The 14,034-nt window shown below is 41.9% G+C and carries 16 protein-coding genes; all 16 read left to right on the plus strand.

Annotated elements, in window-relative coordinates:
* Positions 1-10 precede the first annotated feature (10 nt).
* The 16 genes from spoIIIAC to N1I86_RS14105 all read left to right on the plus strand — a co-directional run bounded on the left by spoIIIAC (position 11) and on the right by N1I86_RS14105 (position 13,985).
* Entirely contained in the window at positions 11-214 is a 204-nt protein-coding gene (gene spoIIIAC, locus N1I86_RS14030) for a stage III sporulation protein AC (protein WP_003355303.1), read from the plus strand.
* Between the two features lie 26 nt (positions 215-240).
* Positions 241-624, plus strand: coding sequence for a stage III sporulation protein AD (gene spoIIIAD / locus N1I86_RS14035; protein ID WP_040341766.1), 384 nt, complete (start codon positions 241-243; stop codon positions 622-624).
* A 132-nt stretch (positions 625-756) separates the two neighbouring features.
* Entirely contained in the window at positions 757-1,950 is a 1,194-nt protein-coding gene (gene spoIIIAE, locus N1I86_RS14040) for a stage III sporulation protein AE (RefSeq protein WP_341096811.1), read from the plus strand.
* 9 nt (positions 1,951-1,959) lie between these two features.
* Complete coding sequence (spoIIIAF, locus tag N1I86_RS14045) at positions 1,960-2,577, plus strand: stage III sporulation protein AF (RefSeq protein ID WP_341096813.1); 618 nt, start codon at positions 1,960-1,962, stop codon at positions 2,575-2,577.
* Positions 2,561-3,205, plus strand: a complete 645-nt coding sequence (spoIIIAG, locus tag N1I86_RS14050; protein ID WP_003355299.1) for a stage III sporulation protein AG — start codon at positions 2,561-2,563, stop codon at positions 3,203-3,205. Before spoIIIAF ends, spoIIIAG begins: the two co-directional genes overlap by 17 nt.
* A gap of 17 nt (positions 3,206-3,222) precedes the next feature.
* A complete protein-coding gene (locus tag N1I86_RS14055; protein ID WP_048623662.1) occupies positions 3,223-3,783 on the plus strand; it encodes a SpoIIIAH-like family protein in 561 nt (186 codons plus the stop codon).
* A 495-nt stretch (positions 3,784-4,278) separates the two neighbouring features.
* Positions 4,279-4,788: an acetyl-CoA carboxylase biotin carboxyl carrier protein gene (gene accB, locus N1I86_RS14060; RefSeq protein ID WP_340395950.1), complete on the plus strand. Its 510-nt coding sequence runs from the start codon at positions 4,279-4,281 to the stop codon at positions 4,786-4,788.
* A 12-nt stretch (positions 4,789-4,800) separates the two neighbouring features.
* A complete protein-coding gene (gene accC, locus N1I86_RS14065; RefSeq protein WP_003355296.1) occupies positions 4,801-6,153 on the plus strand; it encodes an acetyl-CoA carboxylase biotin carboxylase subunit in 1,353 nt (450 codons plus the stop codon).
* 20 nt (positions 6,154-6,173) lie between these two features.
* Positions 6,174-6,584 carry an Asp23/Gls24 family envelope stress response protein gene (locus N1I86_RS14070; protein ID WP_003355295.1) on the plus strand — a complete coding sequence of 137 codons (411 nt, stop codon included), beginning with the start codon at positions 6,174-6,176 and terminating at the stop codon, positions 6,582-6,584.
* A gap of 221 nt (positions 6,585-6,805) precedes the next feature.
* A complete protein-coding gene (gene nusB, locus N1I86_RS14075) occupies positions 6,806-7,201 on the plus strand; it encodes a transcription antitermination factor NusB (protein WP_003355294.1) in 396 nt (131 codons plus the stop codon).
* 13 nt (positions 7,202-7,214) lie between these two features.
* Entirely contained in the window at positions 7,215-8,081 is an 867-nt protein-coding gene (gene folD, locus N1I86_RS14080; RefSeq protein ID WP_341096816.1) for a bifunctional methylenetetrahydrofolate dehydrogenase/methenyltetrahydrofolate cyclohydrolase FolD, read from the plus strand.
* Positions 8,082-8,196: 115 nt separating this feature from the next.
* Positions 8,197-9,552 carry an exodeoxyribonuclease VII large subunit gene (gene xseA / locus N1I86_RS14085; protein WP_341096817.1) on the plus strand — a complete coding sequence of 452 codons (1,356 nt, stop codon included), beginning with the start codon at positions 8,197-8,199 and terminating at the stop codon, positions 9,550-9,552.
* Positions 9,542-9,772, plus strand: a complete 231-nt coding sequence (gene xseB / locus N1I86_RS14090; RefSeq protein ID WP_003355290.1) for an exodeoxyribonuclease VII small subunit — start codon at positions 9,542-9,544, stop codon at positions 9,770-9,772. Before xseA ends, xseB begins: the two co-directional genes overlap by 11 nt.
* A 3-nt stretch (positions 9,773-9,775) precedes the next feature.
* Positions 9,776-10,663 (plus strand): polyprenyl synthetase family protein, encoded by an 888-nt coding sequence (locus N1I86_RS14095; protein WP_341096818.1) that lies wholly within the window; start codon positions 9,776-9,778, stop codon positions 10,661-10,663.
* Between the two features lie 578 nt (positions 10,664-11,241).
* On the plus strand, positions 11,242-13,134 hold the full coding sequence (gene dxs, locus N1I86_RS14100; RefSeq protein WP_341097370.1) for a 1-deoxy-D-xylulose-5-phosphate synthase: 1,893 nt from the start codon (positions 11,242-11,244) through the stop codon (positions 13,132-13,134).
* 2 nt (positions 13,135-13,136) lie between these two features.
* Positions 13,137-13,985, plus strand: a complete 849-nt coding sequence (locus tag N1I86_RS14105) for a TlyA family RNA methyltransferase (protein WP_003355287.1) — start codon at positions 13,137-13,139, stop codon at positions 13,983-13,985.
* Positions 13,986-14,034 lie beyond the last annotated feature (49 nt).

A 14,034-nucleotide genomic window follows, 5' to 3' on the forward strand; every position in this document is an offset into this window, starting at 1 on the left:
GGAATCGTACATGGGGATAGATGTGGATATTATTTTTAAAATCGCCGGTGTCGGACTCGTTGTCGCCTTCTTGCATACGATTTTGGACCAAGTAGGAAAAAAAGAGTATGCCCAGTGGGTTACATTATTTGGATTTATCTATATTTTGTTTGTTGTTGCCACCATCGTTGGGGACTTGTTTGAAAAAATCAAATCTGTATTTTTGTTTCAGTAGAAAAGGGGGAGAGGAAGATTGACATAATCAAAATTGTGGGGATCGCGCTTATTACAGTATTTTTAACTCTCCTCTTAAAAGAACAAAAGCCCAATTTTGCTGTATTGCTTGTTCTATTTGTCAGTGTTGGAATTTTTTTGTTTTTAATCGATCAAATTCAATCCATTATTCAAATGATTCGTGAAATTGCTTCCAAAACAGACATCAACATGGTGTATGTGGAGACGATTTTGAAAATCATCGGGATCGCCTATATTGCCGAACTGGCTTCTCAAATATCAAAGGATGCGGGACTTTCGTCTCTGGCATCAAAGGTGGAATTAGCAGGAAAAATCTTGATATTGGCCATGGCTGTTCCTATTTTATCAGTCCTGCTCGAGACGATTATTTCTTTAATTCCGGCAAAATAAAAATCAATATTCATCGTCGACCATTACTCAAGAGGAAAAACGTCATCCGACTTTTAACCTGAATGCGTTATCTGGGACTTTTGTTCCGGTCGAGGAAAGTAGGACAGAGCCCTTTTAGGATGGTGAAAAAGATTGCGTGTCTATTCAATGCTTTTCGTCTTCGCTCTCTATTCTTTTGCCTTTTCTGGAACTGTTGTCCATGCGGAAGGTTCTTCGGATTCTCATGAACACCCTTCCCAAAAGGAAATGGTGCAAACCCAGCTGGAAAACCTAGGGGTAGATGAGCTGATGCAATATTGGAAAGAAGTAGTCAATGAATATGGCGGATATCTTCCTGAATCTCAAACAGGATCCCTTATGGATTATTTAAAAGGCGAAAAGCAGTTTTCCATCCAAGCATGGTTTTCAGCCATAGTCAAATTTTCTATTCAAGAAGTGTTAAAGAGTGGAAAACTTTTGGGATCGTTGATTGTGCTCACTGTTTTATGCGCCCTTCTGCAATCGCTTCAAAATGCTTTTGAGCAGGGGACCGTCAGTAAAGTGGCGTATGCCGTTGTTTTTATGGTGCTGATTGTCATTGCATTGAATAGTTTTCACATTGCCATTCAATATTCAAAAGAATCGATTGAACGGATGACTCATTTTTCATTGGCTTTTATTCCTTTGCTTCTTGCGCTTATTGCTGCATCGGGGGGAGCTGTTTCCGCTGCCTTTTTCCATCCCGTTATGATCTTTTTAATGAATACGAGCGGGCTGTTTATTCAAAACATTGTGTTTCCCCTGCTTTTTCTATCTGTCGTAGTCAGCATGGTCAGTTTGTTTTCTAAAGAGTATAAAGCCACTCAGCTTGCCTCCTTATTAAGAAATTGGAGCATCGGTCTTTTAGGGATTTTGATGGCCGTTTTTCTGGGAGTCGTTTCCGTTCAAGGGACCGCCACCGCTGTGACGGATGGCCTGGCTGTGAGGACCGCGAAATTTGTAACAGGTAATTTTGTCCCTGTTATCGGACGGATGCTCACAGAAACGGCCGATACCGTCATCAGCGCATCCGTGTTGTTAAAAAATACGGTCGGTATAGCCGGTATGGCGATCATACTCATTATTGCCGCTTTTCCAGCAGTAAAAATTTTGCTCATCGCCTTGATCTATAAGGTGGCCGCCGCTGTTCTGCAGCCGATTGGAGCAGGCCCCGTCATAACTTGCTTAGATATTATGAGCAAAAGCATTCTTTATGTCTTTGCCGCTTTGGCGATTGTTTCCATCATGTTTTTTCTCTGTATTACGATAATTGTGACAGCCGGAAATATCACGATGATGATGCGCTAGGAGGTTGACATGGATTTTTTTTCGAAATGGATTGCCAACATCATTCTTTTGCTATTATTTGCTGTCACCATCGAAATGCTGCTTCCCTCTTCGACTTATCAAAAATATTTGAAAATCATCGTTGGACTTATTTTAATCGTTGTCCTGTTAACGCCGCTGCTCTCGGTGTTTTCCGGCCAATTCCAGCAAGAAATCGTTTCGGCGATCAAAACGAGCGGCGGAGAAACCTGGGAAACAGAAAATCAATTGAATCAAAAGAAAAATGAAATACAAGCGTCTCAGCGTGAATATATTTTAAAACAGATGGCTGTCCAATTAAAACATTCGGTGGAAAAGGAGCTGATGAAGAAGTACAAAAAAGAAATTGTGGATATTCAAGTGGAAATGAAAGATCAACATGGGTATAAGCAGGAGGATATAAATAAAATCAAGGTGGTTTTAAAAGACGCAAAAGACGGAATGACAGAATCTGTTCAAGAGGTCAATATCGACATTCACGATTCTCGAAGTTCAAAGCCGCATGAAGAAGAGAAAAAAATCGCTGCTTTTTTAGCCAAACAGTGGGGAGAGGATCCGGAAAAAATCGTGGTACTGGATGAAGAGGGGACGGATGGGCATGGATTCTAAAAACAGTTCTGATAAAAAATGGCTCCCGCTAAAACTAGGCGATGGGAAGAACGATAAGAAAAAGAACAAATTACTGTTTTTGGTGGTCGCCGCCGTTATTGGAGCCGCCTTGATGGCCGCAAGTGATATGTGGAACAAGAAAAATCAGGCAGTTACGACAACTGTGCAGCCCCCTTCGCAAAAAGATGTGGAAACCTTTGCGACAGATAAGAAAACAAAGCCGAAAAACATCCAAGATTACGAAACTCAGTATGAAAATCAACTAAAAGAAGCACTTGATGAAATGCTGGGCGTCAATAATGTCACGGTTGTCGTAAATGTAGAAGCAACAGAAAAAAAAGTATTGGAAAAAAACACGAAAACCCAAAAGCAAACAACGGAAGAAAAGGATAAACAAGGAGGGAAAAGAACCATTCAAGATGAAACAAAAGAAGAAAACGTGGTGATGGTCCAAAAAGGTGAAACGGATGAACCGCTCGTCGTAGAAACGATGAAACCGAAAATACGCGGGGTTCTAGTTGTAGCGGAAGGAGCAGAAAACATTGAAGTCAAAAAATGGATTATTGAAGCGGTTACGAGGGTATTGGATGTTCCTAGCTACAGAGTGGCCGTAATGCCTAAAAAATAGAAGGAGGATTCTGAAAAATGCTTTTAAAAAAACAGACTGTATGGCTATTAACCATGCTTAGCCTAGTTGTGGTGCTATCGGTATATTACATTACTTCTCCCGAACAGCCGAAAAACGGCGGCGAATTGGCAGAACAAAAACAAACCAATCCAGCAGCGGATGAATCGGCAAAAGATAAATCGGCCAAAAACCATAATGTGGAAGTCATTACGAAATCTGCGGGGGATGAAGCTTTCGAAGCTCTGCGTCTGGAAATTCAAGATGAACGCAGCAAATTGCGGGAAGAGCTGACCAACAAATTAGCTTCCTCTGATTTGTCTCCTGAAGAAAAAAACAAGGCTTATGACGAGATGGAAAAGCTGACGGAAATGGCAACAAAAGAAAATGTTCTTGAAACGCTGATCAAATCGAAAGGATATAAAGATGCGCTGGTTCGCGATGACGGAAAGCAAATATTAATTACAGTAAAATCGAATGAACATTCCGCTAAAGATGCGAACGAGATCATTCACCTTGTTGAAAAAGAAATGGATAATCAATATTTGCCAATTGCCGTGGAATTCCAGCCTTCTAAATAGCATATAAGAACAGTCTATAGGAATGGAAAACGGCGGACGATAAATCAGTGATATTGTATGAAAAAGTCCTCAAAGCGAGGAATGAAGAAGAAATCTCATTGAAGTCAAAAGGGATTCAAACAACAAATGTTTTCTGAATATTCCGTGTTAGGAATGGAGCCTTGTCATTCATTTTGAGACAAGGTTTTATTTGTGGGCTGAATGATTTTTAACGTATTTGGTTTTCAAAGAGTGGGACTTGATCGTCTTACGAAAAAAAGTATATGAATTTTTTCTTTTTCGAAAAGCAGGATTGTCATTTGTTTTGGCGAAAACTGAAAAAGTCCGAGAGGAAGAAAAAGAATCCAGATCTTTATTATTGCATGGAAAACGGCTAAAATAGGAATATTCATGGAAACATGAATAAAGCTGTTCTTGTCTTTTCACAAATTCTTATCGTATGATGTTATTAATTAGGCTTATTATTTAGTCATTATTTAAGAAAGGGTGCTAAAAATGAAAGTCCAAGAAATTAGGGAGCTAATTAAGCTTGTCGATCAATCAAGCATTGACGAGTTTGTATACGAAGAAGACGGCGCTAAAATCCAAATGAAAAAGCGTGCCGGTGTTACATATGTACAGCAAGAGCCTGTTTCTGTTCAACCTGCAGCATCTCTGCAGCCTGTTGCCGGCCAAGTAGCGGCGCCAAAAGAACAGGCGGCTTTGGAAAAAGCTTCGACAGAGACGGCACAAGAGAAAACAGAAACATCCAATACGGACTCAGCATTACATAAAATTACATCTCCAATGGTCGGAACGTTTTATCAATCTCCGTCTCCAGACGCTGATCCTTACGTAAAAGTAGGATCAAAAGTACAGAAAAATACAGTGGTTTGCATTATAGAAGCAATGAAGTTATTTAATGAAATAGAGGCAGAAGTAGACGGAGAAATTGTGGAAGTGCTAGTAAAAGACGGACAATTGGTGGAATATGGGCAACCGTTGTTTCTAGTGAAAACAGAATAAGGAGAGATCGGCATGATAAAAAAACTACTGGTTGCGAACCGTGGGGAAATAGCGGTCCGAATTATTCGTGCTTGTCGGGAATTAGGTATAGAGACTGTCGCCATTTATTCGGAAGCAGATAAAGAAGCGCTCCATGTCCAGCTTGCGGATGAAGCTTATTGCGTTGGTCCGAAGACATCAAAAGAAAGCTATTTGAACATGACGAATATCATCAGCGTAGCCACCTTGACTAACTGTGATGCGATTCACCCTGGATATGGATTTTTGTCGGAAAACGCCGATTTCGCAGAATTATGCCGTGAATGCAATATCACGTTTGTTGGGCCTTCACCGGAAGCCATTTCTAAAATGGGAACGAAAGATGTAGCGAGAGAAACGATGAAAAAAGCCGGTGTTCCAATCGTTCCGGGATCTCATGGGATTATCAAAAACATCGATGAAGCCCTATCACTGGCTGAGGAAATTGGCTATCCTGTGATTATAAAAGCAACTGCAGGCGGTGGCGGAAAAGGCATTCGCGTCGCCAGAAATCCACAGGATTTGGAAAAAGGAATCAATATTACTCAACAAGAAGCGGCTACTGCTTTTGGCAACCCCGGTGTATACATCGAAAAATACATTGAAGATTTCCGACATGTAGAAATCCAAATTTTGGCAGATCAATACGGCAACGTCATTCATTTAGGTGAACGGGATTGTTCGATTCAAAGACGTCTGCAAAAATTGTTGGAAGAATCTCCATCGCCTGCTTTAGACGGTGAAATTCGAAAAGAAATGGGAGAAGCAGCCGTGAAAGCGGCAAAGGCGGTTGATTATACAGGAGCCGGTACGATAGAATTTATTTATGATTATCGTAATCGCCAATTTTATTTCATGGAAATGAATACCCGGATTCAAGTGGAGCATCCTGTAACAGAACTGGTTACTGGCGTTGATCTTGTGAAAGAACAAATTCGTATCGCTTCTGGAGAACAACTTTCCCTTAAACAAGAAGACGTGACTTTTCATGGATGGGCGATTGAATGCCGTATCAATGCAGAGAATCCTGAGAAAAATTTCATGCCTTCCCCGGGCAGAATCCAAATGTATTTGCCGCCGGGAGGGCTTGGAGTTCGTGTGGATTCCGCTGCGTATCCAGGCTATATGATTCCTCCTTATTACGATTCTATGATCGCCAAATTAATTGCTTACGGCGATACTCGTGAAGAAGCGATCGCCCGGATGAAACGTGCTTTAAGCGAGTTTGTCATTGATGGTGTTCATACAACCATTCCGTTTCATTTGAAATTATTAGCGCATGAAAAGTTCGTGGAAGGAGACTTTAATACAAAGTTTCTTGAGATGTATGATGTGATGAACACATAATATGCCCGGAGGTGCAGAAAATGGTTGAAAATAACCAACTGTTGGAAATGAACAATGATGAAAATGAGCTGGGGAAAATAGAGATTGCGCCTGAAGTCATTGAAGTGATTGCCGGAATTGCCGCTTCTGAAGTAGAGGGCGTTGCTCAAATGCGCGGAAGTTTTGCGTCGGGTGTAGCGGAACGTTTAGGACGGAAAAATCATGGGAAAGGTGTAAAAGTAGAGTTGACAGACGAAAGCATGAAGGTGGACGTCTATTGTGTCGTCCATTTTGGCATCTCCATCCCGTCTGTAGCTCAAAAAGTTCAAGACAGTATTCGCCAGGCGCTGCTCAATATGACATCGCTTGAGGCTGATGAAGTAAATGTCCATATTGTAGGAGTACAATTTGAAACGAAAACGAATGACGGCGAAATTGAACAAGAAGTGTAAAAATAGCTGACCCCATGCCGAGGATCATGTCCCTCCTCATCTTTGTCTGGATAAAGACAACAACTCCTGAATGATAAGGAGGGGCGGGTCTTTTTGGGTCGGCCTCTTTTTGTACGTGCCGTTATGCAAATGGTTGCTTAATTGATCGGAACTTCTTTTCTCATTTTTGATTGTCTTGATATAATACCAGCAAGAAATACATAAAAAGAAGGAGAACACGAATGAACAGAAGAGAAGCGCGCGAAAAAAGTCTGCAAGCGTTATATCAGATCGATGTAAGCGGTGCAAATCCAGCGGAAGCTATCCGAAATGTAGTCCCTGAAGAAGTGGACGACAGTTATGTGCATCAATGTGTACTCGGTACATATGAACATCTGGATGAAATAGATGACTGCATTAAACAGCATTTGGAAAATTGGTCATTTGACCGCTTGGCAAAAGTCGACCGCAATATTTTAAGATTGGCTGTCTACGAAATGAAATATCGGGAAGATGTTCCCGCCAATGTGGCAATCAATGAGGCAGTAGAAATCGGCAAACGATTTGGAGACGAACGTTCAGGAAAATTTATTAACGGTGTTTTATCAAGAATTAAAAAGTCGCTAGAGAATAAATAGGAGGCGAAAAGCATTGGCAGGCAAACTAATTGATGGGAAAGCGGCGGCAAAGGAAATTCGTGAAGAAATAAAAAAAGAAGTGGATGAAGTAAAAGCGCAAGGTGTTGTTCCGGGTCTTGCCGTGATACTGGTCGGAGATGATCCCGCATCCCATACGTATGTAAGGAATAAAGAAAAAGGCTGTAAGGAAGTAGGCATTCATTCGGAAATTTATAAATACCCTGCTGCCATTTCGGAAGCCGAGCTGCTCGATAAAATCCGCGAATTGAATGAGGATAAGCGAATTCATGGCATTCTTGTTCAGCTGCCGCTTCCTGGTCACATTTCCGAATCAAAAGTCATTGACACGATTTCTCCAGAAAAAGATGTCGATGGGTTTCATCCGGTGAACGTTGGGAAAATGGTAATAAGAAAAGAAGGGTTTTTGCCGTGTACCCCATATGGCATTATGAAACTGCTGGAAAGGGAACAGATCGATTTGCAAGGAAAACGGGCAGTTGTCATTGGGCGGAGCAACATTGTTGGAAAGCCTGCCGGACTTTTATTACTTCAGCGTAATGCGACTGTCACTTATTGTCATTCTAAAACAGAAGATCTTTCGTATCATACGAAACAAGCCGATATCATCATAGCGGCAGTTGGAAAAGCGAAATTTTTAAAAGCAGAAGATGTGAAAGAAGGGGCTGTCATCGTTGATGTCGGTATGAACCGCGACGAAAACGGAAAGCTTTGCGGGGACGTTGACTTTGAATCCGTTCGAGAAAAAGCAAGCTTCATTACTCCTGTGCCTGGTGGAGTTGGACCGATGACGATTACGATGTTGCTTTACAATACGGTTCAATCAGCCAAAAGAATGGTAAAAGATCGCATTTCCAATTGATTCATAGTACAATAATAAAAAAGAAGGCTGCCTTCCAGCGATTGGCGTGGAATGCAGCTTTTCTTATGACATTCCGGCAGCCGTAGCCGGGAAAAAGACGAAAAGGTGATTTTTTATGAATCAGCCAGCGTATTTAACGGTGAAGGCATTAACGAAATATCTCAAAAGAAAATTCGATGCGGATCCGTACCTTCGAAACGTCATGGTAAAAGGTGAAATTTCCAATTTCAAACAGCATACGAGCGGACATATGTATTTTACGTTAAAGGACGACCAGGCGAGAATTTTGGCCGTGATGTTTTCCACGATGAATAGACGATTAAAATTTCAACCTGAAAATGGCATGCAAGTGTTAGTTAAAGGGGAAATCACGGTATATGAAGCGAGCGGCCAGTATCAAATTTATGTCAAGGAAATGCAGCCGGACGGGATTGGCGAATTGTTTCTGGCCTTTGAACAATTGAAAGAAAAATTGGAAAAAGAAGGCCTCTTTCGTCAGGAAATAAAGAAAAAAATCCCGTCATTTCCTGCGGCTGTTGGAGTCGTTACTTCTCCGACGGGAGCCGCCATTCGTGATATTATAACGACCATTAAAAGACGATTTCCCATCACTAAAGTATATGTTTATCCGGCGCTTGTTCAAGGAGAAAATGCCGCTAGTTCTGTGGCGAAAGCCATTGCTGAAGCGAATCGCAATGAAGAGATTGATGTTCTGATCGTTGGCCGTGGCGGTGGATCGATCGAGGAGTTATGGGCATTCAATGAAGAAGTGGTGGCCAGAGCCATTCACCATTCCCGTATCCCGGTTATATCCGCCGTCGGACATGAAACGGATTTCACCATCGCGGATTTCGTTGCCGATATGAGAGCGCCGACGCCAACGGGAGCCGCTGAATTGGCCGTACCGCAAATAGAGGACGTATTGGAGAAAGTGTTGACGAAAAAAATGCGCTTGATTCGGGCCGTTTCAGAAAAGGTAAATAGAGAACGAAAACGTTATGAAGCGCTGAAGGATTCCTATGTTTTGCGCAATCCGGCATCGATATACGTTCAGAAAATGGAGAAAGTGGACAGGCTGACGGAAAAATTAATAAGGGAACAGAGATTTCAGTTTCATCGTTTGCAAGATTATTATTCTTATTTGAGCAAACAACTATTCAAACATCATCCGGGAAAACGAATTCAACTAGCTTCAGAAAATGTAGAACATCAGCAGCTTGAGCTTCACAAACAAATGGTTCGCTATTTGAATGAGCATAAGAAAAAGCTGGGAAATACTTTATCGGTTTTTAGCACCCTCAATCCTATGAAAATTATGGAAAGAGGTTATGGCGTTGTGTTTTCGGAAGATCAAACGGTCATCAAAAGCACCGAACAAGTGGATCGAGGAGACAATATTCAAATCCGTCTTTCAGACGGTCAATTGGATTGCCGAGTAACGGAAGTAAGGAGGGATCATAATGGCAATTGAGCAGGAACTATCATTTGAACAAGCGATGGAACAATTGGAGGACATTGTGAGAAAGCTGGAAGAAGGAAATGTTCCATTGGAAGAAGCGATTTCAATCTATAAAAAAGGTATGGAACTTTCTAAGCTTTGCCATGATAAATTGCAAGATGCGGAAGAACAGGTAGCAAAGCTCATGACTGAAGAAGGCGAAAGAGAATTTCGCATTCAAGAGGAGGAGTAGACATTGTCCCAATCTACGTTGGCCGATTTTATGAAAGAATACAAACAAAAAATAGAACAGAAATTAAGATTTTATATTTCCTCTTTGGACTCTCCTCCCGTTTTAAAAGAAGCGATGGATTATTCTTTACAGGCGGGCGGAAAAAGAATACGTCCGGTTCTTTTATTTGCTGCTATTAACAGTTTTGGGAAAGACCCTGAAAGGGGAATGGATGCAGCAGCCGCTCTCGAAATGATTCATACTTATTCTTTAATCCATGACGACTTGCCAAGTATGGATGATGACGATTTGCGCCGGGGAAAACCGACGAACCATAAAGTTTACGGAGAGGCAAACGCTATTTTGGCAGGAGATGCGCTCTTAACGTACGCTTTTCAAATTATCGCTCAATCACCTGACTTGTCAGAAAAAGAAAAAGTGGCTATCATAGAGCAATTAGCTAAAGCGGCCGGACCAGAAGGAATGGTAGCGGGACAAGTCGCAGATATGGAAGGTGAAAAAAAAGCTCTCACTTTAGAGGAACTAGAAGCCGTTCATAGAAATAAAACCGGGCGATTGATTGCCTTTAGCGTAAGAGCCGGGGCTTTGATCGGCGGGGCAACGGAAGCGGAATTGGCTGTTTTCGAAAAATATGCCTACCACATCGGAATTGCGTTTCAAATTCAAGATGATATATTGGACATAGTCGGCTCAGAAGAAAAACTCGGAAAAAGAGTCGGAAGTGATATAGCGAATCACAAAAATACGTATCCGGCTTTATTAACCGTTAGAGGGGCGAGAGAAAAATTAAAAGAACATGTCCATCAAGCGATAGAAGAGTTGAACCGTTTAGACATTGAGACAGCTCTTTTAAAAGATATTGCCCTAATGATTGCCACCAGGGACAGCTAATGACGTGAAATTTCCATCATCGGGAGTGTTTGCATCCTTCTCTGATGATGAGTCGAACCAATCGGGTATATCCGGTTAGTCTACATTGTTTTTCAATGGAGATTCGAGTCTCCGGATAAAGGAGTGCACTATCTCTCAAAATGGTTTGTGGGGTCATTCGTTTTGTGATATGATCAAATACAAAGTGACATTAGCATTATCGAGATGCTGTTCGACAGCTCAGGTTCCAGTCATATCAATAAAGGCACTGCCGAAAAATGAAATCTCTCATACACGAAAAAAGCGGATAAGGCTTTGCGGACGGAGGCTTTAGGAAAAGACGGCAGCTGAAATGCCCGATTTGAATATCGGGATGATGCGGGCGTTTAAGCGGTCGAAGAAAAGAGCTGCTGTCATAAAGGTGTGAGCGTTTTTTTCCACCGTTCTTGTGCTTTCCGTTCGATGTATTGAGATTATTGCATTGAGTTTTTGAGGCAGATGCTCCTAAACAAATGGCTTCTTCCAATGTTTGGGAAGCGGTCTTAATCTTGTTAAGCAGAATCATTGAAATCTGAACAGAATGAAAGCGAGTGATCCTATTGGATCTATTATCAATAAAAGACCCTTCTTTTTTACGAAATTTAAGCATACAAGAATTAGAAGCATTAAGTGCTGATATACGTCAATTTCTAATCGAAAAACTTTCTAAAACAGGCGGGCATATCGGACCCAATCTTGGGGTAGTGGAGTTAACCATTGCGCTCCATCGTTGTTTTCAAAGTCCACAGGACAAAATTCTATGGGACGTCGGCCACCAGTCTTATGTCCATAAAATTTTGACGGGGCGCGCTGATCAATTTGATACGCTTCGCCAATATAAAGGCCTCTCTGGTTTTCCAAAGCATTCTGAAAGTGAACATGATGTTTGGGAAACGGGCCATAGTTCCACTTCGTTATCTGCAGCGATGGGAATGGCCATTGCCAGAGATTTAAAAAATGAATCGTCTTACATTGTACCCGTTATTGGAGACGGAGCGTTAACAGGAGGAATGGCATTAGAGGCGCTGAATCATATTGGTCACGAAAAAAAAGACATGATCGTCGTCTTAAATGACAATGAAATGTCGATCGCTCCAAATGTAGGCGCTCTTCACAGTATGTTGGGCAGATTGCGAACAGCGGGGAAATATAATCGAGTGAAGGACGAATTAGAACAATTATTGAAAAAAATCCCGGCTGTAGGGGGAAAGATTGCCCAAACGGCTGAGAGGTTAAAAGACAGCTTGAAATATTTGGTTGTCAATGGCGTTTTTTTTGAAGAACTCGGGTTCAAATATTTTGGTCCGATTAACGGCCACGATTTTCATGAATTGATTGAAAATATTCAGTATGCCAAAAAAACAAAGGGACCTGTGCTTCTTCACGTCATTACGAAAAAAGGGAAAGGGTACCAGCCTGCCGAGTCGGACAGAAAAGGAACATGGCATGGAACCGGAACATATAAGATTGAAACAGGGGATATCATCAAACCGGTAGATGCTCCTCCGGCTTGGAGTGCAGTGATCAGTGAAACCGTCCGAAAATTGGCCAGAACGGACAAACGAATTGTGGCGATTACTCCGGCAATGCCGGTCGGATCGAAATTGCTTGGGTTTGCCGAAGAATTTCCGGATCGGATGTTTGATGTTGGAATTGCAGAGCAGCATGCAGCCACTATGGCCGCCGGTTTAGCTACACAAGGCATGAAACCTTATTTAGCTATATATTCCACCTTTTTGCAAAGAGCATATGACCAGGTAGTTCATGATATATGCCGTCCTAATTTGAATGTGTTCATTGGTATTGACCGCGCCGGACTTGTGGGTGCAGACGGGGAAACGCATCAAGGAGTCTTTGATATTGCCTTTTTAAGGAGCTTGCCTAATCTTGTTTTAATGATGCCAAAGGACGAAAATGAAGGCCAAAACATGGTGTATACCGCGTTGCAATATGATGATGGGCCCATTGCGATGAGATTCCCCCGCGGAAACGGGCTAGGCGTACCAATGGACGAGGAATTTACAGCCATTCCGATTGGAACATGGGAAGTGTTGAAAGAGGGCAAAGATGCGGCTATTCTTACTTTTGGCACGACCATTCCTATGGCATTGGAGGCAGCGAAAGAATTGGAGAAGCAGGGGCAGTCTGTCAAAGTGATCAATGCCCGCTTTATTAAGCCGCTTGATGAAGAGATGCTGCTCTCGATTTTAAAGGAAAACATCCCTATTCTCACGATCGAAGAAGCGGTTCTTCAAGGGGGATTTGGAAGCGCGGTGATGGAATTTGCCCACGACCGTGGTTTCCACCATACCGTCATTGAACGCATGGGAATACCGGACCGTTTTATTGAACATGGCAGTGTCAACAAGTTGCTGGAAGAAATGGATCTTACTTTTGAACATGCAGTGAAGATTCTTCATTCCATCATTCCAGAAAAAAAGAAAAGGGCTTGATTATGAAAGTAAAAAAACAGCGACTAGATGTGCTACTTGTGGAAAGAGGATTAATAGAGACAAGAGAAAAAGCAAAAAGAGCAATCATGGCGGGAACCGTTTTCTCCAACGAGACTAGGCTTGAAAAACCGGGAGACAAGGTTCCGGAGGACATTCCTTTAGAAATAAAGGGAAATCCGTTGCCATATGTTAGCCGTGGAGGTTTAAAGCTAGAAAAAGCATTAAAAGAATTTGATGTGGATATAAAAGGAAAAATTTTATTGGATATCGGGGCTTCTACCGGAGGATTTACGGATTGTGCTCTTCAAAACGGAGCAAAAATGTCGTATGCATTGGACGTCGGATATAATCAATTAGCATGGAAATTGAGAAAAGATGAACGCGTAGTGGTCATGGAACGTACTAATTTTCGCTATGTACAGCCGGAAAATTTTACAAAAGGCTTGCCTAATTTTGCTACCATTGATGTTTCATTTATCTCATTGCGATTGATTTTTCCGGTGTTGAAAAAAGTGCTGGTGCCTTCCAGTGATTGCATTGCCTTAATTAAACCGCAGTTTGAAGCGGGAAGGGAACAAGTAGGAAAAAAAGGAATCGTTCGTGATCCTCGCGTTCATCAAGAAGTAATCGAACAAACAATCGATTTTGCTGCCAAAGAAGGATATATAGTCAAAAATTTATCGTACTCTCCCATTACAGGAGGAGACGGAAATATTGAATTTTTGCTCCATCTTTTTTGGCCGGGAGAGAGCCGATCGATCGAGCAAGAGGATCAAAAATATCCTTTTTCGATTGAATCGATCGTAAAAGAAGCTCACGAGCAGTTCAAAAAATCGAAAGATCCATCTTAAAAACAGGAGACGGACGGAATTGCCTTGCTTCCGGGAGGCGGCCGGGTCT

It is taken from the genome of Bacillus sp. FSL W8-0116 (assembly GCF_038003825.1).
In the GTDB taxonomy this organism is placed as follows: domain Bacteria; phylum Bacillota; class Bacilli; order Bacillales; family DSM-4216; genus Bacillus_O; species Bacillus_O smithii.